Source organism: Streptomyces sp. NPDC090077, assembly GCF_044747545.1.
Taxonomy (GTDB): Bacteria; Actinomycetota; Actinomycetes; order Streptomycetales; family Streptomycetaceae; genus Streptomyces.
The window spans coordinates 585,716-608,029 of record NZ_JBIVEG010000001.1 but is presented as its reverse complement, the minus strand read 5'-3'; the positions used below and the strand labels follow the sequence as shown (position 1 = coordinate 608,029).

The 22,314-nt window shown below is 74.2% G+C and carries 21 protein-coding genes; 8 read left to right on the top strand and 13 right to left on the bottom strand.

Translation table 11 applies throughout. The features are described 5' to 3' along the window. Window positions 1-20 precede the first annotated feature (20 nt). Complete coding sequence (locus ACIPW5_RS02680; protein WP_401239336.1) at window positions 21-644, bottom strand: TetR/AcrR family transcriptional regulator; 624 nt, start codon at window positions 642-644, stop codon at window positions 21-23. Between the two features lie 190 nt (window positions 645-834). On the opposite strand from ACIPW5_RS02680, the gene ACIPW5_RS02675 reads away from it, so the two are divergent. Beyond that, window positions 835-1,338, top strand: a complete 504-nt coding sequence (locus ACIPW5_RS02675; RefSeq protein ID WP_401239333.1) for an SgcJ/EcaC family oxidoreductase — start codon at window positions 835-837, stop codon at window positions 1,336-1,338. Here the strand turns inward: ACIPW5_RS02675 and ACIPW5_RS02670 are convergent. The 10 genes from ACIPW5_RS02670 to ACIPW5_RS02625 form a co-directional block, all read right to left on the bottom strand. Beyond that, window positions 1,304-2,674 carry a sensor histidine kinase gene (locus tag ACIPW5_RS02670; RefSeq protein ID WP_401239330.1) on the bottom strand — a complete coding sequence of 457 codons (1,371 nt, stop codon included), beginning with the start codon at window positions 2,672-2,674 and terminating at the stop codon, window positions 1,304-1,306. The two genes, ACIPW5_RS02675 and ACIPW5_RS02670, sit on opposite strands and share 35 nt — an antisense overlap. Further along, window positions 2,671-3,360, bottom strand: coding sequence for a response regulator transcription factor (locus ACIPW5_RS02665; RefSeq protein ID WP_401239327.1), 690 nt, complete (start codon window positions 3,358-3,360; stop codon window positions 2,671-2,673). The genes ACIPW5_RS02670 and ACIPW5_RS02665 overlap by 4 nt, the downstream gene beginning before the upstream one ends. A gap of 52 nt (window positions 3,361-3,412) precedes the next feature. After that, a complete protein-coding gene (locus ACIPW5_RS02660) occupies window positions 3,413-4,024 on the bottom strand; it encodes a TetR/AcrR family transcriptional regulator (RefSeq protein ID WP_401239324.1) in 612 nt (203 codons plus the stop codon). Between the two features lie 79 nt (window positions 4,025-4,103). Next, window positions 4,104-5,027: a 3-hydroxybutyryl-CoA dehydrogenase gene (locus ACIPW5_RS02655; protein WP_401239322.1), complete on the bottom strand. Its 924-nt coding sequence runs from the start codon at window positions 5,025-5,027 to the stop codon at window positions 4,104-4,106. 81 nt (window positions 5,028-5,108) lie between these two features. Continuing rightward, a complete protein-coding gene (locus ACIPW5_RS02650; RefSeq protein WP_401239320.1) occupies window positions 5,109-6,281 on the bottom strand; it encodes an acyl-CoA dehydrogenase family protein in 1,173 nt (390 codons plus the stop codon). A 66-nt stretch (window positions 6,282-6,347) separates the two neighbouring features. Next, window positions 6,348-7,523 carry an acyl-CoA dehydrogenase family protein gene (locus tag ACIPW5_RS02645; protein ID WP_401239318.1) on the bottom strand — a complete coding sequence of 392 codons (1,176 nt, stop codon included), beginning with the start codon at window positions 7,521-7,523 and terminating at the stop codon, window positions 6,348-6,350. 57 nt (window positions 7,524-7,580) lie between these two features. After that, window positions 7,581-9,650, bottom strand: a complete 2,070-nt coding sequence (locus ACIPW5_RS02640) for an acetate--CoA ligase family protein (RefSeq protein ID WP_401239315.1) — start codon at window positions 9,648-9,650, stop codon at window positions 7,581-7,583. A 1-nt stretch (window position 9,651) separates the two neighbouring features. Next, on the bottom strand, window positions 9,652-9,843 hold the full coding sequence (locus ACIPW5_RS02635; protein ID WP_401239313.1) for a ferredoxin: 192 nt from the start codon (window positions 9,841-9,843) through the stop codon (window positions 9,652-9,654). Beyond that, on the bottom strand, window positions 9,840-11,171 hold the full coding sequence (locus tag ACIPW5_RS02630) for an NADH-ubiquinone oxidoreductase-F iron-sulfur binding region domain-containing protein (RefSeq protein ID WP_401239310.1): 1,332 nt from the start codon (window positions 11,169-11,171) through the stop codon (window positions 9,840-9,842). Before ACIPW5_RS02630 ends, ACIPW5_RS02635 begins: the two co-directional genes overlap by 4 nt. Next, complete coding sequence (locus tag ACIPW5_RS02625; RefSeq protein ID WP_401239308.1) at window positions 11,168-11,611, bottom strand: hypothetical protein; 444 nt, start codon at window positions 11,609-11,611, stop codon at window positions 11,168-11,170. Before ACIPW5_RS02625 ends, ACIPW5_RS02630 begins: the two co-directional genes overlap by 4 nt. Before the next feature lie 452 nt (window positions 11,612-12,063). Between ACIPW5_RS02625 and ACIPW5_RS02620 the strand changes: the two genes are divergently transcribed. From ACIPW5_RS02620 to ACIPW5_RS02590, 7 genes are all read left to right on the top strand, one after another. Further along, a complete protein-coding gene (locus ACIPW5_RS02620; RefSeq protein WP_401239305.1) occupies window positions 12,064-13,272 on the top strand; it encodes an aromatic ring-hydroxylating dioxygenase subunit alpha in 1,209 nt (402 codons plus the stop codon). Window positions 13,273-13,440: 168 nt separating this feature from the next. Beyond that, window positions 13,441-14,571, top strand: a complete 1,131-nt coding sequence (locus tag ACIPW5_RS02615) for a spermidine/putrescine ABC transporter substrate-binding protein (RefSeq protein WP_401239303.1) — start codon at window positions 13,441-13,443, stop codon at window positions 14,569-14,571. Between the two features lies 1 nt (window position 14,572). Continuing rightward, window positions 14,573-15,460 carry an ABC transporter permease gene (locus tag ACIPW5_RS02610; protein WP_401239300.1) on the top strand — a complete coding sequence of 296 codons (888 nt, stop codon included), beginning with the start codon at window positions 14,573-14,575 and terminating at the stop codon, window positions 15,458-15,460. Next, the gene (locus ACIPW5_RS02605) at window positions 15,457-16,305 is read left to right on the top strand and encodes an ABC transporter permease (RefSeq protein ID WP_401239298.1); all 849 of its coding nucleotides are present in this window, start codon (window positions 15,457-15,459) and stop codon (window positions 16,303-16,305) included. Before ACIPW5_RS02610 ends, ACIPW5_RS02605 begins: the two co-directional genes overlap by 4 nt. A 5-nt stretch (window positions 16,306-16,310) precedes the next feature. Then, complete coding sequence (locus ACIPW5_RS02600; protein WP_401239295.1) at window positions 16,311-17,435, top strand: ABC transporter ATP-binding protein; 1,125 nt, start codon at window positions 16,311-16,313, stop codon at window positions 17,433-17,435. A 23-nt stretch (window positions 17,436-17,458) separates the two neighbouring features. Then, a complete protein-coding gene (locus ACIPW5_RS02595) occupies window positions 17,459-18,790 on the top strand; it encodes a flavin monoamine oxidase family protein (protein WP_401239292.1) in 1,332 nt (443 codons plus the stop codon). Continuing rightward, entirely contained in the window at window positions 18,783-20,186 is a 1,404-nt protein-coding gene (locus ACIPW5_RS02590; protein ID WP_401239289.1) for an aminobutyraldehyde dehydrogenase, read from the top strand. The genes ACIPW5_RS02595 and ACIPW5_RS02590 overlap by 8 nt, the downstream gene beginning before the upstream one ends. Window positions 20,187-20,304: 118 nt before the next feature. Here ACIPW5_RS02590 and ACIPW5_RS02585 read toward each other — a convergent pair whose 3' ends face one another. Together ACIPW5_RS02585 and ACIPW5_RS02580 are read right to left on the bottom strand one after the other, a co-directional pair. Next, the gene (locus ACIPW5_RS02585) at window positions 20,305-21,471 is read right to left on the bottom strand and encodes an agmatine deiminase family protein (protein ID WP_401239286.1); all 1,167 of its coding nucleotides are present in this window, start codon (window positions 21,469-21,471) and stop codon (window positions 20,305-20,307) included. A 178-nt stretch (window positions 21,472-21,649) separates the two neighbouring features. Next, window positions 21,650-22,258, bottom strand: coding sequence for a TetR/AcrR family transcriptional regulator (locus tag ACIPW5_RS02580; protein WP_401239283.1), 609 nt, complete (start codon window positions 22,256-22,258; stop codon window positions 21,650-21,652). Between the last annotated feature and the right edge of the window lie 56 nt (window positions 22,259-22,314).

The window sequence follows — 22,314 nt, the reverse complement described above, 5'->3', positions numbered from 1 at the left end:
CGGCCGTCGTCGTCCCCGCCTCAGTCCGTCGGCACGTCCACGAGCTCCAGCCGCCCCGTGGCCAGGGCCGTGGTCGCCGAGACCAGAGCCCGCAGCCCGAGGGTCTCGGCGGCCCCGTCCGGTGCGTACAGGCGCTGTATCGTCAGCCCGTCGAAGCCGGCGTGGAAGAACCGGGCGACCGTCTCCGCGGGCTGCACGAGCTCGTGCCCGGCGCGCGCCGCCGCCTCGCGCACCAGTCGGGCCGTCACCTCGACGACCCCGCGGTAGTGCCCCTGGCGGGCCTCGCTCAGTTTGGGCGTGCGCAGCGCCAGCAGCGACAGCTCCGTCAGCAGCTGGTAGTCGGCCGACTCCTCGCACGCCGTGCGCCACAGGGCACCGGCCAGGGCGGCGATCGTCTCCTCGAAGCCGGCGTCCTCCGGGGCCGCCCGCTCCACCTGCGCGATCAGGTCCTCGGTCAGCTGGTCCATGACCGCCCGGTACAGGTCCTCCTTCGTCCCGAAGGTGTAGTGCACCGTGGCCTGCGCGACACCGAGCTCGGCGGCGATGGCCCGCGTGCTCCCGGCGGCCACGCCCTGCCTCGCCATCAGGTCGATGGCGGCCTTGACGAGCTGGGGCCGGCGCTCGGCCGCGGAAACATGAGCCATGGGCGGATTCTAACGACGTGGTCCGGCGAACAAGTCGCCGGACCACGTCGGAACGTTGGCTCTGTCCTGGACGTGCGCTGTACGGGGCCTGCACGACCCCTAACCGGTGGACCGCGAGTCTGGAGGCACTTCCCCCCCCCCCCCCCCCCGCGGGGGAGCAGCCGTCCGAACCGCACCCACTGGAGATGCGTTGACCGTTCGTAGCATCAGCACGCGTGCCGCCGTCGTCATCGGCGCCGCCGGCCTGGTCCTCGGTACCGTCGGTACCGTCGTGGCGACCGCCGACTCCCGGAAGGAGGACCCCCGGCCCGCCAAGACCCAGATCGAAGGACTGTTCACCACCTGGAACAAGGCCCTCCAGACCGGTGACCCCAAGAAGGTGGCGGACCTCTACGCGGGCGACGCCGTCCTGCTGCCCACGGTCTCCAACAAGGTCCGCACCGACCGCGCCCAGATCGTCGACTACTTCGAGCACTTCCTGCAGAAGAAGCCCGTCGGCAAGAAGGTCCAGAGCATCGTCAACGTCCTCGACAAGGACTCCGCCATGGACACGGGCGTCTACGAGTTCACCCTCACCGACCCCGCGACCGGGGCGAAGAGCACCGTGGCGGCCCGCTACACGTACGAGTACGAGAAGCGGGACGGCAAGTGGCTGATCGTCAACCACCACTCCTCGAAGATGCCCGAAGGGTGATGGCGACCCACAGGCCGGAACCCGGAGCGTCCCGCAGCACCACCGTCCCCCCACCGTCCGTCACCAGCTGCTTGACGACGGCCAGGCCGAGTCCCGAGCCCGCCCGGCCGGTCAGGCCCTGACCCCTCCAGAACCGGTCGAAGGCCCTGGTTTTGTCCGCGTCGGACATGCCGGGGCCTTCGTCGATGACGGAGAGCCGCACCTCGGTGCCCTCGGGGTCGATCCGGACGGTGATGGTGCTGCCGTCCGGCGATACCTCCAGGGCGTTGGACAGGACGTTGTCCAGCACCTGTTCCAGATGGCCGGGGGCGGCCATGACGGTGGGCCGGGGGCCGGAGAAGGCGCTCCGCGTGAACGCGATGGTGACCGCGCGCTCCTCGGCGGCCGGACGCCACACCGAGAGCCGCTCCTCCACGATGTCGATGAGCGGCAGCGGCTCCGCCGCCGTCACCTTGGCCTCCGCCCGCGCCAGCACCAGCAGGCCGTTGACCAGCCGGCTCATCCGCACGACCTCCGCGGTCGCCAGTTCCACGTCCTCCCGCACGAACTCGTCGTCCACGCCGTCCGCGATGTTGTCCAGCGAGAGCCGCAGCGCCGTCAGCGGGGTGCGGAGCTGGTGGGAGGCGTCGGCGACGAAGATGCGCTGCGAGGCGATCAGCGTGTCCAGGCGTTCACCCGCCTGGTTCAGGGTCCGGGCGAGCGTCCGGGTCTCCTCCGGGCCCTCCACCGGTGACCGAGCCGTCAGGTCGCCGTCGCTGAACTTGCTCGCCACGTCGTTGAGCTGGCGCAGCGGCCGGGTCAGCCGGCGGGCCACCACCGCGCCGATCACGGCGGCGACCCCGAGCACCGCGACGGCGAGACCGGCCCGGAAGCCCCAGATGGTCCAGAGCCTGTCGTTGAGGTGACCGGTCGGGTAGACGATGCGGACGGCGCCGACGACCTGCCCCCGGTCCTTCGCGGGCACGGTGATCACCAGGTTGCGGCCCCAGATGAACCGCGAGCCCCAGTCGGTCGTCGGCTCCCCGTCCTTCAGGGCCCGGGCCAGGGCGGCGTCGCGGGCCGGCGCGGGCGGGTCCGGCGTGCAGGCGGCGGTGGGGGTGACCTCCACCCGGTCGCCGGTCTGCTGCGCGTACGCCCGCGCCATCTCCCGCAGCGCCTGGCAGGAGCTCGCGTTGGCGTTGCCCAGGAGCCGCGCCATGGTCGTCGCCTCGCGCTTGACGAACACCTCGGCGTCACCGCGCAGCTGGGCGGTGAGGGTGAAGGCGACCGGGACCGTGAACAGGAGGATCGCGACGGCGACGAGCAGGATGTAGCTGCGGATGAGCTGGCGGATCATCGGGCGTCGTCGTCCCCGTTGACGACGAGCCGGAAACCGACCCCCCGCACCGCCTCGATGGTGATCGTTCCGGCGAGCTTGCGGCGCAGTGCCGCGACGTGGACGTCGAGGGTCTTGGTCGGGCCGAACCAGTTCGCGTCCCAGACCGCCTCCATGATCTGCTCGCGCGACATCAGGGCGCCCGGCTCCTCGGTGAGGAAGGCCAGCAGGTCGTACTCCTTGGGGGCGAGCGCCACCTCCTCGCCGTCCAGCCGGACGCGGGCGGCCTTGCGGTCGACGGTGAGCCGGGCGCCGTAGCGGTCGGGCTGGTTCTCCTGGGCTGACGGGGTACGGGGCTGCAGGCGCCGGGTCACGGCACGGATCCGCGCGATGACCTCCCGTACGCCGAAGGGCTTGGAGACGTAGTCGTCGGCACCGAGCTCCAGCCCGACCACCCGGTCCGTCTCGTCGCTGCGCGCGCTGATCACGATGATCGGCACGTCGCTGCGCCCGCGCAGCTCCTTGCACACGTCGAGGCCGTCGACGTCGGGGAGACCGAGGTCGAGCAGGACCACGTCGTACGGGCCCGCATGGCCCAGGGCCGCGCCACCCGTGGTGACCCACTCGGCGTCGAAGCCGTACCGGCTCAGCCCGCGGAGCAGGGATTCGGCGATCGGCTCATCGTCTTCCACCAGAAGTACACGCACACTGCGCACCCTATGCCAGCGGGTGCGACCCCTCCGGGGGCGTCACGGCCGCTCAGACGTCCGGGAAGGCCTCCGGGATCCCGAGCGCGGGCGCGATCGCGCGCCAGATCACCGCACGGGCCGCGGCGAGGTCCACCCGGGGGTCGTCGAGCATCAGCCGGATGCCGAGGCCGTCGCACAGGGCCAGCACCAGCGTGCTCACCGCGGCGACGTCGCAGTCGGTGAACTCCCCGGACGCGATGCCCCGTTCCACGGCGCCGCCGACCCACGCGTGCAGCTGGTCGTACAGGTCGACCGCCAGGTGACGGGCCGCCGTGTCGCGCTGGGCGCGCACCCACAGCTCCTGCCACAGCTTCCAGTCCTGGCGCAGTTCCTCGTCCGTCGGCAGCATGCTCCGCAGGATCCGGGCCAGCGCCACGGAGGCCGGGACCGTGTCCGGGCCGGCCTCCGTGTCCTTGCCGGTCTGGGCGAAGGAATGCGTCATCGCCTCGGCGAAGAGCTTCTCCCGCGTGTCGAAGTGGTAGTGGAGCAGGGCCTTCGAGACGCCCGCGTGCTCGGCGACCTTGCGCATGCTGATGCTCTCGAAGCCGATGTCCGCGATGACCTCGCACGCGGCCGTGAGGATCCGCTCACGTGTCTCGATCGCGCGCTCGGCCTTGGTCACGTCGGCTGCTCCCCGTGTCGGCGCCCGTGGACCGGGCGGGCCCGCCCGGCTGCCCGGGCCGGCGCACCACCATCCTCGCTCATCGCGCGCCCCCGGGACCGCCGTAGACGTGGAAGCCCCTGCCCGTCTTGCGGCCCAGCCGGCCCGCCTCGACCATCCGGGCGAGCAGCGGTGGCGGGGCGTACTGCGGCTCCCGGTACTCCGCGTACATCGACCGGGCGATGGCCTGCACCGTGTCCAGGCCGATCAGGTCGGCCAGCGCGAGCGGTCCCATCGGGTGCGCGCAGCCCAGGGTCATGCCCCGGTCGATGTCCTCGGCCGAGGCCCGGCCCGCCTCGGCCATCCGCACGGCGGCCAGCAGGTACGGCACGAGCAGCGCGTTCACGACGAACCCGGCGCGGTCCCGCGCGCGGACGACCTCCTTGCCCAGCACCGCGGAGGCGAAGGCGTGCGTACGCCGGACCGTGTCCTCGCCGGTGAGCAGCGAGGGCACCAGCTCGACCAGGGGCAGCACCGGCACCGGGTTGAAGAAGTGCAGGCCGACGACCTGTTCCGGCCGGGAGACGGCGGCGGCCAGCCGGATGACGGGGAGGGAGGAGGTGTTCGTCGCCAGGACGGCGTCCGGGCGCTCCACCACCGCGTCGAGCCGGGCGAAGACCTCCAGCTTGGCCCGCTCGTCCTCGGCGACCGCCTCGACGACGAGGTCCCGGTCCGCCATCCGGGCCAGGTCCGTGGTCACCGACAGCCGGGCGGCCGCGGCGTCCCGTCCGGCGGCGGTGAGCCGGCCCGAGGCGGTGGCGCGCCCGAGGGAGCGCAGGACCCGCTCCAGGCCGGCGGCCGCGGCCGTGGCGGTCGTCTCCACGACCACCACGTCGAGTCCGGCGCGGGCGCAGACCTCGGCGATGCCGGATCCCATCACCCCGCAGCCGACGATCCCGACCCGTTCGATGCCGACCCGTTCGGTCCCGGTACCGGAACCGGCGTCGATGTGGACACTGGTCATCCGTGCGTTCTCCCTCCACTGTTTCCGTCGGGTGCGCCGGGGCGGTGCGGCCGGTGCCGTCCGCACCGCCCCGGCCGGGGGTCAGCCGGCGGCCGGCATCCGCAGGACGCCCGTGCCGCGCTTGACGAGTTCGCCCGCGATGATCAGGCGCTGGATCTCGGAGGTGCCCTCCCAGATCCGGTCGACGCGCAGTTCCCGGTAGAGCCGCTCGACGGGGTACGTGCGGTCGTAGCCGCGGCCGCCGAAGATCTGCACGCACCGGTCGACGACCCGGCCCGAGGCCTCGCTCGCCGCCAGCTTGGCGATGGCCGCCTTCGCGTGGAGCGTCTTGCGGTCGGTGCCGGACTGGTCGGCCTCCCAGGCGACCTGGTGGGTGTAGGCGCGGTTGACGGCGATGTCGACGGCGCAGTCGGCGAGCATGCCCTGGACGAGCTGGAAGTCGGCGATGGGGGAGCCGAACTGGCGTCGCTCCACGGCCCAGTCCCGGGCCAGTTCCAGGGCCCGTTCGGCCGCGCCGATCGTCCGGGCGGCGATCATCAGCCGTTCCTCGGTGAACCAGGAGCGGGTGATGTCGTAGCCCTGGCCCACCTCGCCGAGCACCGCCCCGTCCGGGACGAAGACCTCGGTGAAGGTGAACTCGGGGTGCTCGTAGACGAAGGTGTGCATCCAGCGCGGCACGCGGGTCATCTCGACGCCCGCGGTGTCCTTGTCGACCAGGAACAGGGTCGGCGCGCGCTCCTCCCCGGCGGCGGCCAGCACGATCATGAAGTCGGCGTGGTCGCCGACGGTGACGAACCACTTCTCGCCGTTCAGCACCCAGCCGCCGCCGGTCCGGGTCGCCGTCGTCCGCAGGTTCTGCGGATCGGAGCCCGCCTCCGGCTCCGACACGGCGTAGCAGTCCCGGCGCTGACCCCGGATCACCGGGACGAGGTAGCGTTCGCGCTGCTCGGGCGTGCAGTGGGACAGGGCGTTCGCCGGGCGCCACACCATGTCCCACAGCGCCCCGGTGAGCCGTCCGAGTTCGGCCTGGACGGTGACCTGCTCCAGGACCGTGAGGCCGGCGCCGCCCCACTCGGCGGGCATGTTGACGGCCTGGAGGCCGCTGTCGAGGACCGCGTCGCGGATCTCGGTGTGGGCGTGCGGCGGCAGGCCGTTGTTCTCCTCGCAGTCGGTCTCGTACTTCATGATGAAGTCGGTGAGCGCGCGCGCCGCGCCGCGGAGCTCTTCCTGACGGGGGGTGAGGCGGAAGTCCATGTGCGTCCTTCGTCCTTCGTGGTCGGTGGGGGAGTGCCGGGGGCCGTCGTTCTTCGAGGCCCTGCGTCAGGAGGAGGCGGGGAAGGCCAGCGCCCCGGTGCCGCGTTTGACGAGCTCGTTGGCGATGATCAGGCGCTGGATCTCGGAGGTGCCCTCCCAGATCCGGTCGACGCGCAGCTCCCGGTACATCCGCTCGACGGGGTACGTGCGGTCGTAGCCGCGGCCCCCGAAAATCTGCACGCACCGGTCCACGACCCGCCCCGCGGCCTCGCTCGCCGCGAGCTTCGCCGTCGACGCCTTCGCGTGGAGGGTCTTGCGGTCGGTCTCGGGCCGGTCGGCCTCCCAGGCGACCTGGTGGGTGTAGGCGCGGTTGACGGCGATGTCGACGGCGCAGTCGGCGAGCATGCCCTGCACCAGCTGGAAGTCGGCGATGGGGGAGCCGAACTGGCGTCGCTCCACGGCCCAGTCCCGGGCCAGTTCCAGGGCCCGTTCGGCCGCGCCGATCGTCCGGGCGGCGATCATCAGCCGCTCGTCGGTGAACCATTCCTTCGTCAGCTCGTAGCCGTTGCCGACACCCCCCAGCACGTCCTCGTCGGGGACGAAGACGTCGGTGAAGGTGAACTCCGGGTGCCCGTTCACCGCGGAGTGCATGAACCGCGGTACCCGGGTCATCTCGACCCCGGGCGCCTGCTTGTCGACGAAGAACAGCGTCGGCGCCCGCTCGGGCCCGGCATCGGCCTGCACCAGCAGGAAGTCCGCGATGTCACCGCAGGTCACGAACCACTTCTCGCCGTTCAGCAGCCAGCCGCCGGCGGCGCGGACGGCCGTGCTCGTGCCCGAGCCGGGATCGGAGCCCGCCCCGGGCTCGGTCACCGCGAACGCGTCGAACCGCTCGCCCCGCACGACCGGCAGGAGGTACTTCTCCCGCTGCGCCGGGGTGCCGTACGCCAGCACGTTCGCGGGCCGCCAGGGGATGTCCCACAGGCAGTTGGTGACCTTACCGAACTCCTCCTCGACGATGACCTGGTCCAGCAGCGACAGGCCCGCGCCGCCCCACTCGGCGGGCATGTTGATCGCGTAGACCCCGGCGTCGATCGCGGCGCGGGTCAGTTCCCGGACCGTGTCCGCGGGCAGCGGGCCGCCCGCCTCCTCGGCCTGGTCCTCGTACCCCATCAGGAGCCTCGCGTAGGCGGCGGCGCGCGCCTTCAGTTCGGCCTGCTCCGGGGTGTAGCGGAAGTCCATGTCCTCTTGCTCTCCTTCGGGTGATGGGGATGGGGATGGGGCTGGGGCTGGGCACCTTCAGCCCAGGACGGCGCGGGCGTCCAGGGCCAGTGCGCCCTGCGGGCGCACCAGCAGCGGGTTGACCTCCAGTTCGGCGATCTCCGGATGGGCCGCGGCGACCTCCGTGATCCGCTCGATCACGGCGGCCGCGGCGGCCACGTCCACGGCGGGCCGCCCGCGCACGCCGTCCAGCAGGGCGCCGGACCGCAGCCCCCGCAGCAGCCGCTCGGCCCGTGCGGCCGGTACGGGCGCCAGGGCGAAGGCCACGTCCCGCAGGGTCTCGGTGAGCACGCCGCCGAGCCCGACCACGGCCACCGGCCCGAACCGCGGGTCCCGGTGCACGCCCACGATCAGCTCGACCCCGTCGGACAGGTCGGCCATCGCCTCCACCGAGTGGGCGGCGGCGCCGAGCCGGGCGCGCATCGCGCGGTACGCGGCCAGCAGCGCGCCCCGGTCGGGCAGGCCCAGGACCACCCCGCCCGCGTCGGACTTGTGCAGCAGGTGCAGGGCCTTGAGGACGTACGGGCCATCGAACTCCTCGGCCGCGGCCAGCAGTCCGGCCTCGTCGAGGACCTCGCGGGCGGCCGGGAACGGCACCCCCCCGGCGGCCAGCAGGGCCCGCACCCCGTGGTACCCGGGGTCGCCCAGCGCCACGGCCGGGGCGGGCAGCGGCACGATCCCCGGCACGGGCCCGGCCGCCCGACCGGCGACGGCCCCCAGTGCGCGGGCGGCGTCCTCGGTGGCGGAGAACACCGGCACCCCGGCCTCCGCCAGCACCCGGCAGCTCGGCGAGTGCGGGTACATCGACTGCACCACCAGCGGCTTCGCCACCGCCGCGAGGTGCGCGACGATCTCCTTCGCGGCCCGGGTCTCGCCCTCCGCCAGTACGGAACCGCCGGCCGGACCACCGCCGAGACCGCCCTCGGAGGCCGCGTAGCCGCCGAAGTAGCCGGTCATCAGCACGGCGTCGACCTCCTCGGCCGCGAGCAGCTCCCCGACGGCGTCCGCGTACGACAGGGGCCGCTGCTCGCCCGCCCCGGCCAGGTCCACCGGGTTGCCGGTGGAGGACTGCTCCCACAGCACGGCCCGCAGCCGCTCCTGCACGGCCGCGCCGAGCTCCGGCACGCGCAGCCCGGCGTCCTCGGCCGCGTCGGCGGCGATCGCGCCGTGGCCGCCGCCGTCGGTGAAGACCGCGGTGCGCCGGCCCCGGGTACGGGCCCCCGCGCCCAGGGCCGCCAGGACGACGGCCATCTCCCGCGGCGTGCGCACGAGTTCGACCCCGGCGTCGCGGCAGGCGGCCGCCACCACGTCGGCCGGGGTGGTCAGCGCCCCGGTGTGGGAGCGGGCGCTGCGCGCGGAGGCGGCGCCCCGGCCCGCGGTGAGCAGGACCACCGGCTTGCCCGCCGCCGCGGCGGCCTCCGCGAAGGCCCGGCCGTCGCCGAAGTCCTCGGCGTACACGGCGATGGCGGAGGTGGCCGGATGGCGGGCGCAGTCGGTGACGAGGTCGACGAGGGTGACGTCGGCCTGGTTGCCGAGGGAGACGAACCGGGAGTAGCCCAGGCCGTGCGGCGCGCCGCGGAGCTGGAGTTCGAGGGCGAGGTTGCCGCTCTGGCTGAGCAGGGCGACGCCGCCGGGGGCGAACCGGTCCGAGGCGAGGTACAGCTCGGTGGTGTTGTCGGCGATGCCCAGGCAGTTGGGCCCGACGAGGACCGCCCCGGCGGCGCGGACCCGCTCGGCCACGGCCCGCTGCCGGGCCAGGCCCGCCGGCCCGGCCTCGGCGAAGCCCGCGGTGATGGCGACGATCGCCCTGGCCCCGCAGGCGAGGGCCTCGTCGACGGCGGCCTCGAAGCCGGCGCCGGGCACGGAGAGCACCACCAGGTCCACGGGTTCGCCGATCCCGGTGAGGGAGGTGGCGGCGGTGCGGCCGAGGACGCTGCCGCCGCGCCGGTTGACCAGGTGGACGGGCCGCCGGCCGGGGGCGCGCAGGGCCTGGGAGGCCACGGCGTGGCCGTACTTGGCGGGGTCGTCGCTGGCGCCGACGACGGCGACGGAGCGGGGGTCGAAGAGGGCGGTCAGGTCGCGGGCCATGTCATCCCTCCACGCGGAGCGCGGAGTTGGGGCAGCTGTCGGCGCAGGCGCGGGCGGCGTCCTCGGCCCCGGCCGGGACGTCCACGGCGATGATCCGCGCGTAGCCCCATTCGTCGAGTTCGACCAGTTCGGGTGCGGGTTCCTGGCACAGTCCGTACCCCTGGCAGCGGGTGGAGTCCAGCAGGAGTTTCACGGCGTTCCTTTCGGCACGGGCAGCGGGTTGCCGGCGGGGGAGGCGGGGGGAGTGGCGTAGGCGGGAGGGGCGAGGGCGGGGGCGGTCTCCGGCACCGGCACCGTGAGGCGGCGGGTCCCGTCGGCGGGGGCGGTGGCCGCGCAGACCGGGCAGGGGGCGGTGAGGTGGGCGCGGACCGGGCCGGGGAAGGCGCGGAGCAGGCTGCCCGCGAGGCCGGCGGCGGCGTCGAGCAGTCCACAGGCACCCCGTCCGGGCAGGCCCCGCGACCAGCGGAGCAGGTGGTCGCCGGTGTCCGGGTCCGCGCGGCCGGAGGTGAGGGCGCGCAGGGCGTCCGCGACCGCCGCGGTGCCGGAGACGCAGACCCCGCACTGCCGCGCGCCCTCGGCCGCGAGGTGGGCGGCCGCGTCGGCGGCGGTGCCCACCGGGCACTCCCCGGGGCCGAGGAAGCGGACGGCTCCGCAGCCCAGGGCGGTGCCCGCGGCGGCGAGGGCGTCCGGTTCGAGCGGGAGGTCCAGGGCGCGGGCGTCGACGAGCCCGCCGAACAGCCCGCCCATCAGGGCTCCGGCCGCGTCCGGGACGCCGTGGCGGCGGGCCAGCGCGCGCAGGGTGGTTCCGGACGGGACTTCGGTGAGCACGGGTGCGGCGCCCGCGCCGGAGAGGGTGACCAGGGTGCCGTGGGCGACGGCGTCGCGCAGCCGGGGCCGGGCGGCGGTGAGCGCGATCCGGGCGAGCGTCTCGACGTTGGAGACCAGGGTCGGTGCCCCGCCCACGCCCCGTTCGAACGGGCGGGGCGGTTTGGCGGTGGGCAGCGCCGGTCCGCCGTCGATCCTGCGGACCACCGCCGTCTCCTCGCCCGCGACGTACGCGTGGCCGGTCTCGACCACCTCGACGGGCAGCGGCGGCGGGTGCTCGGCGAGGGCCGCGCGGACGCGGGCGCCCGCCACCGGGTCCGAGAGGTACACGTAGCCGCGTACGGCGCCGGTGACGGCGGCCGCGCGGGCGAGGCCGTCGAGCACCAGGTGCGGCCGGGCCCGCAGCAGCCAGCGGTCCTTGGCCGAACCCGGCTCGCCCTCCTCGCCGTTGGCCACGACGACGGGGCCGCCGCCGCGGTCGCGTACGGAGCGCAGCTTGACGGCGGCCGGGAAGGCGGCCCCGCCGCGGCCGCGCAGCCCGGAGGCGGCGAGGTGGGCGAGCAGTTCCTCCGGGCCGGTGGCGCTGCCGTAGCCGCCTCCGGCCCGGTAGGCGGCGGCGTCCTCCGCGCGGTGGGGCGCGGCGCCGAGGACGGTGCCGGGCGTCGGCACCGCCGTCGGGAGTCGGATCGCGGTCATCGGCCGGCTCCTTCCGTGGTGTGGGCGCGCAGGGCCCGTACGGCGCCCTCCAGGGCGGTGCGGTCCCGCGCGGTGCGGCCGTATCCCGGTCCCGGGAGGCCGATGAGCATGCGGTGGTGGTCGAGGACGACCTCGCCGGCGAGCAGGGCGGCGGCGGGGTCGCCGGCCCGGGCGCCGGCGGCGACCGAGGTCACCAGGTCGGTCACCTCGGCGAGGTAGCGCAGCCAGCCGTGCCGGGTGCCGTGCAGCACCAGGCGTTCGACCCGGCGCCGTTCGGCGTCCGCCAGGTCCTGCGGACGGCCCGGGGCGGCGCCGGGCGGGGCGGCGCCGGGCGGGGCGGCGCCGGGCGGGGCGGCGCGCAGGGCGGCGACCGCGGTGGGGAGTTCGCGCTCCGGTTCGGGGGTGAGGCCGAGCCAGTCCAGACGCCGACGACCGCTCATGCGTGCCTCCGGGAGATGGGGTGCCGTCCGCCGTCCGGCGCCGGGCGCGGGCCGGGGTGCGGGGGAGTACGAGGGCTCGCCGCAGGGGCGCCGACGGGCGTGCGGCGGGGATCGGGGGATCGCCGGGGATGGGCCCGGGTGGGGCCGGGCGGGCCGCGCGGTGGCCTTCCGCACCCCGGTGACCAGGGCGAATGCGGGGTAAAGGGCGCGAGGCGACAGGAAAGCATGTTTGCTGACCGATCGGTCAGGCAAGAATCACGCTAGCTGACCGATCGGTCAGTGAACAAGTCTTGACCCGGCGGAAACGAGCCAGCAATCTGACTGTCCAGTCGGTCAGCCCGGCCCCGGCTCCCCGCCCCGGCCGCCTGCCCGCACCCGGCTCGCCCCGCCCCCGACAGCTCGCCACCGCACGCCGACACCCATCGCCGCACGCCGGCACGGAGGAGTCACCGATGCACTCCAGAGCCCCCGACACCCGCACCCCGCACCTCCCCGCCGCCGACGGGGACCCCGACAGCACCCCGCACGCCCCCGCCCCCGCCGCCGACGGGGCCCCCGGACCCGCGCTCCCGGCGCGCTACTACACCGACCCCGAGACCGCCGCCGCCGAGACCCGCCGCGTCTTCGCCCGGTCCTGGCAGCTCGTCTGCCACGAATCCGACCTCCCCGGCCCGGGAGCCCGCCTGGCGGCCACCGTCGCCGACCGCGAGGTCCTCGTCGTCCGTACCGAGGACGGCGGCCTCGCCGCCCACCTCAACGTATGCCGGCACCGCGGAACCCGCCTGGTCACCGCCCCCGAACCGGACGGCAAGGCCATCCGCTGCCCGTACCACGGCTGGACGTACCGCCTCGACGGAACCCTCGTCGGCGCCCCCGAGGCCCGCCAGATCCCCTGCCTGGACAAGCCGGGTCTCGGCCTGTTCCCGGCCGCCGTCGAATCCTTCCTCGGCTTCGTCTTCGTCAACCTCGACGTGGACGCCGAACCGCTGGCCAAGAGCTGCGCGGGCCTCGCGGAGGCGGTCGGCCACTACGCCGGAGCCGACCTGGTGCCGGTCGGCCGCGCCCGCATCCACGACCTGGCCGGAGCCGAAGTGCAGCAGGCCAACTGGAAGGTGGCGGTGGACAACTACCTGGAGGGCTACCACGTCCCGGTGGCCCACCCCGGCCTGATGCGGCTGCTCGACTACCAGGGCTACACCTGCGAGATCGCCGAGAACTACGCCCTCTTCGCCTCCCCGCTGCGCGACAAGCCCTCCTCCAACTGGGCCGAGCGCCTCTACCAGCGCATCGCCGCCCCGATGCCCGGCCTCGCCGAGGCCGACCGCCGGGTCTGGCGCTACGCGGTCGTCTACCCCAACACCCTCATCGACTTCTACCCCGACCACGTGCTCGCCTGGACGGCCGTCCCCACGGCCGTCGACCGCGTCGCCGTTCCCGGCGGCTTCTACACCCGCCGCGGCACCGGCCTGCGCACCCGGCTCGCCCGCCGCCTCAACATCCACATCGGGTGGATCACCAACGACGAGGACGCCGAGCTCGTCGCCCGCGTGCAGAAGGGCCTCTCCACCCCCGGGTTCGAGCCCGGACCGCTCTCGCGCCGCGAATCGGCGGTCGCCTGGTTCGCCGCCCGCATCCGGGCCGACCTCGACGGCACGCCGTAGCCCGTACCCGTACCGGCACGCGGAGCCCCGCCCCGGCCCGCCCTGCCGCACCGCCCGCCCGTACCCGCACACCCGGCGCACCGGCAGGCACCCGCACCGCACGACCGAGCCCCCCACGGCCCCGAGCTCGTCCCCGCCGTCCCCCCGCGGCCCTACGGAGAGGACCCCATGTCCCCCGAGGCACTCCCCCCGTCCAGACGCTCGCTCCTCCGCGCCGGCACCGCCGCCGCCCTCGCCCTCACCGCCTCCGGCTGCGGCTTCTCCTCGGCCGGCGACCCGGCCGGGCAGGAGGCCGCGCAGAAGCCCATCGACGTCAAGGTCGACGGCGACCTCGTCTACTTCAACTGGGCGGACTTCGTCGACCCCGCCGTCTTCGAAGGCTTCCAGAAGGAGTACGGCGTCAAGGTCGTCCAGTCGAACTACGACTCCATGGAGGGCATGGCCGCCAAGCTCAACGCCGGCAACCGCTACGACATCGTCTTCCCCACCGCGAAATGGGCCCAGCGGCTCGCCGCCGGCGGACGGCTGCGCACGATCGACCACTCCCGGCTGCGGGGCGCCGAATCCGTCTTCGCCGGCTACGGCTACTTCAACGACCCCTGGTACGACGCCGGATCCGCGCACACCGTCCCCTTCACCATGTACAAGACGGGCATCGGCTGGCGCCGGGACCGGCTCGGCGACCTCACCGGCTCCTGGGACGACCTGTGGAACGCCGGAGCCAAGGGCAAGGTCTTCGTCCTCGACGACCGCGACGAGGTCCTCGGCCTGGGCGCGCTCAAGCTCGGCCTGCCCCTCACCACCGGCGACGCACCCGAACTCGCCCGCGTCACCGACACCCTCCGCTCGCTCCGCCCCCACCTGCGCGGCTTCTCCAGCGACAGCTACAACAACCTGCTCAACGGCAACGCCGACATGACCCAGGCGTGGAGCGGGGACATGGCCGCCATGCTGGCCCAGGCCGAGGACCCGGCCGTCTTCGGCTTCGAGACCGCCCGCGAGGGCGCCCCCGTCAACTCCGACTGCTACGCCATCCCCGCCAACGCCCGGCACCCCGGCACCGCGATGCTCTTCATCGACTACATGCTCCGCCCGGAGAACGTGAAGAAGAACATCGAGTACATCGGCTACCCGATGCCCGTCCGCGGCACCGAGGACACGTACGCGGCGCTCGTCGAGCCGTTCCCGCAGTGCGTGGTCACCACCGAGGACCTCAAGGCCGACCTCTTCTTCCGCAACGGCGACCAGCGCGGCGAACGGGCCCGCGACGCCGCCTGGACCGAGGTCAAGGCCGGCTGACATGGCACGACGACGCAACCGCCCCGGGCCCGCCCGGCCGCCCCGGCAGCGCCTGTGGACCTGGCTGCTGCTCCCCGGCACCCTCTGGATGACCGGCTTCCTCCTCGCCTCCCTCCTCCTGGTGGCCACCCTCGCGCTCGGCACCACCGACCCGCTCGGCAACCCGCGCTTCGGGCTCGACCCCGGCAACCTGACCGCCCTCGCCGACCCGGCGTACCGCACCGTGCTGCTGCGCTCCCTCGGCTACGCGCTGGCCGCCTGCCTCGTCAGCCTGGCCGTGGCCTACCCGGTGGCCTACGCCATCGCCCTGCACGGCGGCCGCTTCAAGAACCTGCTGATCGCCGCGATCGTCGTACCCTTCTTCGCCAACTACCTGGTACGGATGTACGGCTGGTCCGTCGTGCTCTCCGACGACGGGCCCGTCCTGAAGGCCCTGCGCGCCGCCGGACTCGCCGACGGCGGCACCAGGATCCTGCAGACCGGCGCCGGTGTCGTCGCAGGACTCGTCTACGGGTTCGTCGTCTTCATGGTCATCCCGCTGTACGCGGCGATGGAGCGCATGGACACCTCGCTCATCGAGGCCGGACGCGACCTGTACGGAGGCCCCCTGCGGACCTTCCTCTTCGTCACCGTCCCCGCCACCCGCCAGGGAGCGGCAGCCGGGTGCGTCCTCGTCTTCCTGCCCGCCATGGGCGACTTCGTCAGCGCCCAGCTCATGGGAGGCCCCGACCAGATCATGATCGGCAACCTGATCCAGGACAAGTTCTTCCAGGGCCAGAACTGGCCCCTCGGATCGGCCCTCACCATGCTCCTGATGGCGGTCCTGTTCTTCGGCATGCTCGGCTACCTGCGGCGCGCCCGCAAGGACGAGGCGGAGGCCGCCCGATGACCACCGTGAAACCCCGCCGCGGCGGCCGCCGGCGCGGCGCCGGACGCCGGCCCCGCTTCGCCATCGCCGTCACCGTCGTCTTCTTCGCCCTCCTCTACCTCCCCGTCGCCGTCGTCGTCCTGTTCTCCTTCAACGCCCAGAAGTCCCTCACCGTCTTCGACGGCGCGAGCCTGCGCTGGTACTCCGCGCTCGCCGACGACCACGCCCTGCTCGACTCCCTCGGCATGAGCCTGGAGGTGTCCCTCGTCGCCATGGCCGGCTCGCTCGTCCTCGGCGTGGCGCTCGCCCTGGGCCTCGTACGCAGCCGCAGCCGGCTCGGCTCCCTCGCCGGCCTCGTCATGCTCGTACCGCTGATCACCCCGGAGATCGTCACCGGCGTCGCGGCGATGCTCCTCTTCAAGGGCCTCGGCATCACCCTGTCCACCACCACCGTGATGCTCGCCGAGATCACCTTCTCGATCTCCTACGTGACGGTCATCCTCCGCTCCCGCGTCGCCGCCCTCAACCCGGAGGTGGAGGAGGCCGCCATGGACCTCGGCGCCACCCGGGGCCAGGCGCTGCGGCTCGTCACCCTGCCCGCGCTGCTCCCGGGCATCCTCGCCTCCGCGGTCCTCGTCTTCGCCCTCGTCTTCGACGACTTCGTCCTCGCCTACTTCACCACCGGCGTCGACCCGCAGCCGCTGTCCGTCCGCATCTACTCGGCGATCCGCTTCGGCGTCCAGCCCACCATCAACGCCGTCGGCACCCTGATGCTGGCCGGATCCATCGGCCTGATCCTCCTCGCACTCGCCATCCCGCGCCTCTTCGGGCGCCGCGGCGGCCTCGACCTGCTCTCCGGGAAGTGATCCGCATGCCCCCGTCCGCCGTGCCCCCGACCCCCGTGCCCCCCACCCCCGTCCGCCCGACCCCGGCCGTCCGGCTCGACCGGGTCAGCAAGCAGTACGCCGCCGGCCACGCCGCGTACGCCGTCAGCGGGGTCGAACTCGACGTGTTCCAGGGCGAGTTCTTCTCCCTCCTCGGCCCCTCCGGCTGCGGCAAGACCACCCTGCTGCGGATGATCGGCGGCTTCACCGACCCCACCGACGGCAGCGTCCTGCTCGACGGCCGCGACGTCACCGGCCTCCCGCCCGACCGGCGCGACGTCAACACCGTCTTCCAGAGCTACGCCCTCTTCGACCACCTCTCCCTCGCGGACAACGTGGCCTTCGGCCTCAAGCGCAAGGGCGTCGCCCGCGCCGAGATACGCACCCGCGTCGCCGACATGCTCGACCTCGTCCAGCTCTCCCACCTCGCGGGGCGCAAGCCCGCCACCCTCTCCGGCGGCCAGAAGCAGCGCGTCGCCCTCGCCCGGGCCCTCGTCAACCGCCCCCAGGTGCTGCTCCTGGACGAGCCGCTGGCCGCCCTCGACCTCAAGCTCCGCCGCCACATGCAGGTCGAACTCAAGCAGATCCAGCGCGAGGTGGGCATCACCTTCGTCTTCGTCACCCACGACCAGGACGAGGCCCTCACCATGTCGGACCGCCTCGCCGTCATGAACGAGGGCCGCGTCGAACAGTGCGGAACCCCCGAGGACGTCTACGAGCGCCCCGCCACCCGCTTCACCGCCTCCTTCATGGGCACCTCCAACCTCGTCCCCGGCACCTACCGCGCCGGCCGCGTCGTCCTCGACGGCGGCCCCGAACTGCCCGTCGGCCACCGCGCGAACGTCCCCGACGGCAGCCGCGTCGACCTCTCCATCCGCCCCGAGAAGATCTGGCTCTCCGACCTGGAACCCGACATGGCCCGCGTCACCGGGGTCGTCCGCGAAACCGTCTACGGCGGCCCCACCACCACCTACCTCATCGAACTGGCCCCCGGGGTCACGGTGTCCGTCCTGGAGCAGAACACCGTCCGCTCCCGCAGGGAGGACCGCTGGAGCGGCGGCGAACGCGTCGAGATCGGCTGGAAGCCCGAACACTGCCTCGTCCTGGACTGACCGCCCCCACCGGAGGACCACCCATGAACCACGACGTCATCGTGCTCGGCGCCGGCCTGGCCGGCCTCGCCGCCGCACGCGACCTCGCCGCGGGCGGAGCCGACGTCCTCGTCGTCGAGGCCCGCGACCGGGCCGGCGGACGCGTCGAGCAGACCGCCCTCCCCGACGGCCGCCTCGTCCAGCTCGGCGGAGAGGTCGTCGGCCGCGCCCACACCGCCTACACCACCCTCGTCGCCGAACTCGGCCTCACCCTGACCCCCAGCTACGTCGCCGAGCCCGGCGCCCTCACCCGCGCCACCCCCGAAGGGGTCTCGGCGGACGAACCGCCCCACTGGTTCGGCCCCGGCGACGACGCCCGCCACCGCAAGACCACCGCCGCCTTCCGCGCCCTCGCCCGCACCGTCGACCCCGACGACCCCTGGGCCCACCCCGAGGCCACCGCCCTCGACCGGCTGTCCGTCGGCGACTGGCTGCGCGCCCAGGGAGCCGGCCCGGCCGTCGTCCGGCTCTGGGAGATCGGACAGCTCGCCCTCGCCGACGGCTCCTGCGAACGCACCTCGCTCCTCGCCGCCCTGCGCAAGCACGCCGCCGTACCGGTACCCGACCCGGCCGGACCCGACCCCTACGACTACGAGGCCTGGGAGGGCCTGCGGGTCGCCGAGGGCTCCGCCACCGTCGCCCTGCGCATGGCCGCCGCCCTCGGCGGACGCGTCCGCACCGGCTCGCCCGTCGCGGCCGTCACCGTACGCCGCCCCGGCCGCTGCACCGTACGGCTCGCCGACGGCGAGACCCTCACCGCCGCGGCCGTCGTCAGCGCCCTGCCCGTCGGCCCGCTCCGCTCCGTCGCCGTCACCGGGGTCTCCGCCGCCCGCCTCGCCTCCCTGCACCGCCAACGCCAGGCGCTCGCCGCCAAGTTCACCGCCGCCTACGACCGCCCGTTCTGGCGCGACCGCGGCCGCAGCGGGCTCTCCGAATGCGAAGGGGTGCTCGGCAGCACCTGGCCGCAGAGCCACGGCATCCTCTCCGCCCTCGTCCCGCCCGAGCGGCTCGGCGTGCTCCTCGGCATCCCCGCCCCGCTGCGCCCCGCCGAACTCCTCGCCGAGATCGCCCGCCTCTACGGTGACCCGGCCCACCACCCCGTCGCCACCCACCTCCGCCTCTGGGGCACCGACCCCTGGACCCAGGGCTACGTCACCCAGTGGACCCCCGGCGACGTCACCGCCGTCGGACCCCTCCACGGCACCCACGAACCGCCCTTCTACGTCTGCGGATCCGACCAGTGGGCGGCCGGCTACATGGAGGGCGCCGTACGCACCGGACGCGCCGCCGCCGAGGAGGCCCTGCGCCGTGGCTGACCCCCTGCCGCACAACCACATCGCCGGGGCCGACCGGCCCGCCGCCTCCGGCGCGACCACGGACCTGACCGACCCCGCCACCGGCCGCGTCCACCGCCGCGCCCCGCGCTCCGGCCAGGCCGACGTCGACGCCGCCTGCACGGCCGCCGCGGCCGCGTACGAGCACTGGTCCACGACCACCCCGGCCGTACGCCAGCGCGCACTGCTCGCCCTCGCCGACGCCGTCGAGGAACACGCGGACGCGCTCACGGCCGCCGAGACCGGCGACACCGGCAAACCCGCCCACCAGTTCAGGATCGGGGAATTCCCCGCGATCACCGACACCCTGCGCTTCTTCGCCGGGGCCGCGCGCAACCTCCCCGGCCCCGCCGCCGCCGAGTACACCGAGGGCCGCACCTCACTGCTGCGCCGCGAACCCGTCGGGGTCTGCGCCCAGATCACCCCGTGGAACTACCCCCTGATGATGGCGGTGTGGAAGCTCGCCCCGGCCCTCGCCGCGGGCAACACCACCGTTCTGAAGCCCGCCGACACCACCCCCACCTCGACCGCGCTGCTGGCCCGCATCGCGGCCCCGCACCTGCCGCCGGGCGTGCTCAACGTGGTCTGCGGCGACCGCGACACCGGCCGCGCGCTCACCGCCCACCCCGACGTGGCCCTCGTCGCGGTCACCGGGAGCGTACGGGCCGGACGCCAGGTCGCCGCCGCCGCGGCCGCCGGCCTCAAACGGGTCCACCTCGAACTCGGCGGCAACGCCCCGGTCATCGTCCACGAGGACGCCGACCCCGCGGCGACCGCCGCCGCCCTCGTCGACGTCGCCTACTACAACGCCGGCCAGGACTGCACCGCGCCCACCCGCTTCCTCGTCCACCACCGCGTCCACGACGCCTTCCTCGCGGCCTTCGCGGCAGGGGCGGCCCGGCTGCGCCCCGGCACCGACTTCGGCCCCCTCAACAACCCCGCCCAACTGGCCTCCGTCCGGGGGTTCCTCGAACGGCTGCCGGCCCATGCCGAGATCGTGACCGGCGGCGCCCGCCTCCCCCGTCCGGGCTTCTTCCACGAGCCCACCGTCGTCGCCGGGGTCCGGCAGGACGACGAGATCGTGCAGGAGGAGGTCTTCGGCCCCGTCGTGACCGTGCAGTCCTTCACGGACGAGGAAGAGGCGCTGCACCTGGCCGACGGCGTCCGCCACGGCCTGGCCGCGAGCGTGTGGACGGCCGACCACGACCGCGCCATGCGCGCGACCCGCTCCCTGCGCACCGGCATCGTCTGGGTGAACACCCACGGCACCACGGTCTCCGAGATGCCGCACGGCGGCACCGGCCAGTCCGGCTACGGCAGCGACCTCTCCATGGCGGGCCTGCTCGACTACACCCGGGTCAAACACGTCATGCTCTGAGCCCGGACCGGGCCCTCCGACCCGCGGACGGGGGCGAAGGGCCCGGGGAAGGGGCGGCCGCTGGAGCTCGGGCTGCAGGCACTGGCCGGAACCGCCGTGCTCCGGCGGCCGGCGCGGGTCAGGCAGCGGGCTTGCCGGGCTGGTCGTGGGTCGAGCAGTGGATGCCGCCGCCGCCCGAGGCGATCGTGTCGATGGAGACCGGGACGACGTCGCGCTTGGGGAAGTGCTCCTGGAGGATGGCGCGGGCGCGGTCGTCCGCCTTGCGGTCCCCGAACTTGGGCATGAACACCGCGTCGTTGGCGATGTAGAAGTTGGCGTACGTGGAGACGAAGTCGTCGCCGCGGCCCGTGATGCGGTTCAGGTCGGGCTGCGGGAGGTCGATGACCTCGAAGCGGCGGCCGCGGGCGTCCGTCGCCCTCGACAGGACGGACTTCGCCTGGTCCGCGGAGCGCGACCAGGAGTCCGGCGGGGTGCTCGGGTGCGCGCGGTCCAGCAGGACCACACCGGGCTCGGTGAACCGTACGAGGCTGTCGACGTGGGCGTCGGTGATGTCCTCGCCGCGCACGCCGGCCAGCCAGATGACCTTCTCCACGCCGAGGGTCTGCTTCAGCTCGGCCTCGATGGTGTCGCGGGACTTGCCCCGGTTGCGGTTGTCGTTGACGATCGAGCTCTCGGTGATCATCAGCGTGCCCTCGCCGTCGGGCTCGAAGGAGCCGCCCTCGGCCACCAGCGGCGCCTGCACCCGGGGGATCTTGTACTTCTCCAGCAGCGCGCGCCCGACCTTGGCGTCGTTGGGGTGCTTCTGCTTGTTGCCCCAGCCGTTGAAGTTGAAGTCGACGCCGACGACCTTGCCGCCCTCCTCCACGAAGACGGGGACGGTGTCGCGGGCCCAGAGGTCGTCGACGGCCAGCGGGATGACCTCGACCTGGGAGCCGACCGCCTTCTGTGCGGCCGCCACCTGCTCCGGGCGGGCCATCATGACCACGGCCTCGTACTCCCCGATGGCGCGGGCGATCCTGGCGATGTCCTCGCGGACGTAGCGCAGGTCCTCCTCCCAGACCCCCGCGGCCAGGGCCGGCCAGGACATGAAGGTGCGGGTGTGGCTCTCCCACTCCGCGCCGAGGCGGCGCTTGGCGGTGCCGGAGGCGGACTGGGCCGAGCCGGCCGGGGTACCCGACCGCAGGGAGGACTCGGCGGGGCCGCAGGCCGCCGAGCCGAAGGCGAGGGCTCCGAGCGCGGAGAGGGTGCGCAGGACGGTCCGGCGAGTGGGGGGCGGGTTCGTCACGGGAGACTCCGATCGTTTACCGGCGGGACAGGTACGTCTCGCCGGGACGGGCGCGGGGGCGCGACCAGGGGCTCGGGCCCCGGGCTCCTACGACAAGGGTGCGCGTCAACCCCGCGGTCGGCCGTTCGGCAGGAAAGCGGAACGGCCCGTTACCGCCACTCTGGCACTGACTGGATTTTCAGTCAAACCGCGACGCGGCCTCCGGCGCCAGCCGGTCGGCCTCCACCCGGACCGCCGCCCGCAGCAGCTCCCGGGCGTGGCCGGGCGGCGTCAGCCCGCTGAGCCAGCGCACGCTCAGCCCCTCCAGCAGGGCGGTCAGCCGCTCGGCGGCGGCCGTGACGGCATCGGCCGGAGCTGCCGGGTGGACGGCGCCGAGCAGCTCCGCCACCTCGGCGGTCCAGGCGGCGCCGGCCGCCGCGAGCTCGTCCCGCAGCTCCGGGTCGAAGACCGCGTGGGCCCGCAGCTCGCCCCAGGCGGCGCTGTTCTCCCGCACCTCGGGGAGGTCCTGGACCTCCAGCAGGAGCATCCGCTCCAGCCGCTCCCGGGGGTCGGCGGCGGGCCCCGCGGGGAGCCCGTCCGGCCCCTGCTCCGTGTACCGGTCGGCCCGGTCCCCGATGAAGGCGAGGGCGTGCCGCAGGATCCCGGGCCGGTCCCGGAAGTGGTAGTAGACCAGGGCGGTGGAGACTCCCGCCTCCGCCGCCAGCTCCGTCACCCGCAGCCCCCGGACGCCCCTGCGGGCGATGACCCGGGCGGCGCTTTCGAGGATGACGCGTCTTCGGTCCGTCACGGTGTGATCCTTCCTGGCGGTGTCGCGTCTCGCATTGTCACACATTGACTGAAAAT

Excerpts from the sequence above, each read along its gene's own strand:
- ACIPW5_RS02680 (WP_401239336.1), bottom strand. The coding sequence starts at position 644 with ATGGCTCATGTTTCCGCGGCCGAGCGCCGGCCCCAGCTCGTCAAGGCC.
- ACIPW5_RS02670 (WP_401239330.1), bottom strand. The coding sequence starts at position 2,674 with ATGATCCGCCAGCTCATCCGCAGCTACATCCTGCTCGTCGCCGTCGCG.
- ACIPW5_RS02655 (WP_401239322.1), bottom strand. The coding sequence starts at position 5,027 with ATGACCAGTGTCCACATCGACGCCGGTTCCGGTACCGGGACCGAACGG.
- ACIPW5_RS02650 (WP_401239320.1), bottom strand. The coding sequence starts at position 6,281 with ATGGACTTCCGCCTCACCCCCCGTCAGGAAGAGCTCCGCGGCGCGGCG.
- ACIPW5_RS02645 (WP_401239318.1), bottom strand. The coding sequence starts at position 7,523 with ATGGACTTCCGCTACACCCCGGAGCAGGCCGAACTGAAGGCGCGCGCC.
- ACIPW5_RS02640 (WP_401239315.1), bottom strand. The coding sequence starts at position 9,650 with ATGGCCCGCGACCTGACCGCCCTCTTCGACCCCCGCTCCGTCGCCGTC.
- ACIPW5_RS02630 (WP_401239310.1), bottom strand. The coding sequence starts at position 11,171 with ATGACCGCGATCCGACTCCCGACGGCGGTGCCGACGCCCGGCACCGTC.
- ACIPW5_RS02625 (WP_401239308.1), bottom strand. The coding sequence starts at position 11,611 with ATGAGCGGTCGTCGGCGTCTGGACTGGCTCGGCCTCACCCCCGAACCG.
- ACIPW5_RS02620 (WP_401239305.1), top strand. The coding sequence starts at position 12,064 with ATGCACTCCAGAGCCCCCGACACCCGCACCCCGCACCTCCCCGCCGCC.
- ACIPW5_RS02615 (WP_401239303.1), top strand. The coding sequence starts at position 13,441 with ATGTCCCCCGAGGCACTCCCCCCGTCCAGACGCTCGCTCCTCCGCGCC.
- ACIPW5_RS02610 (WP_401239300.1), top strand. The coding sequence starts at position 14,573 with ATGGCACGACGACGCAACCGCCCCGGGCCCGCCCGGCCGCCCCGGCAG.
- ACIPW5_RS02605 (WP_401239298.1), top strand. The coding sequence starts at position 15,457 with ATGACCACCGTGAAACCCCGCCGCGGCGGCCGCCGGCGCGGCGCCGGA.
- ACIPW5_RS02600 (WP_401239295.1), top strand. The coding sequence starts at position 16,311 with ATGCCCCCGTCCGCCGTGCCCCCGACCCCCGTGCCCCCCACCCCCGTC.
- ACIPW5_RS02595 (WP_401239292.1), top strand. The coding sequence starts at position 17,459 with ATGAACCACGACGTCATCGTGCTCGGCGCCGGCCTGGCCGGCCTCGCC.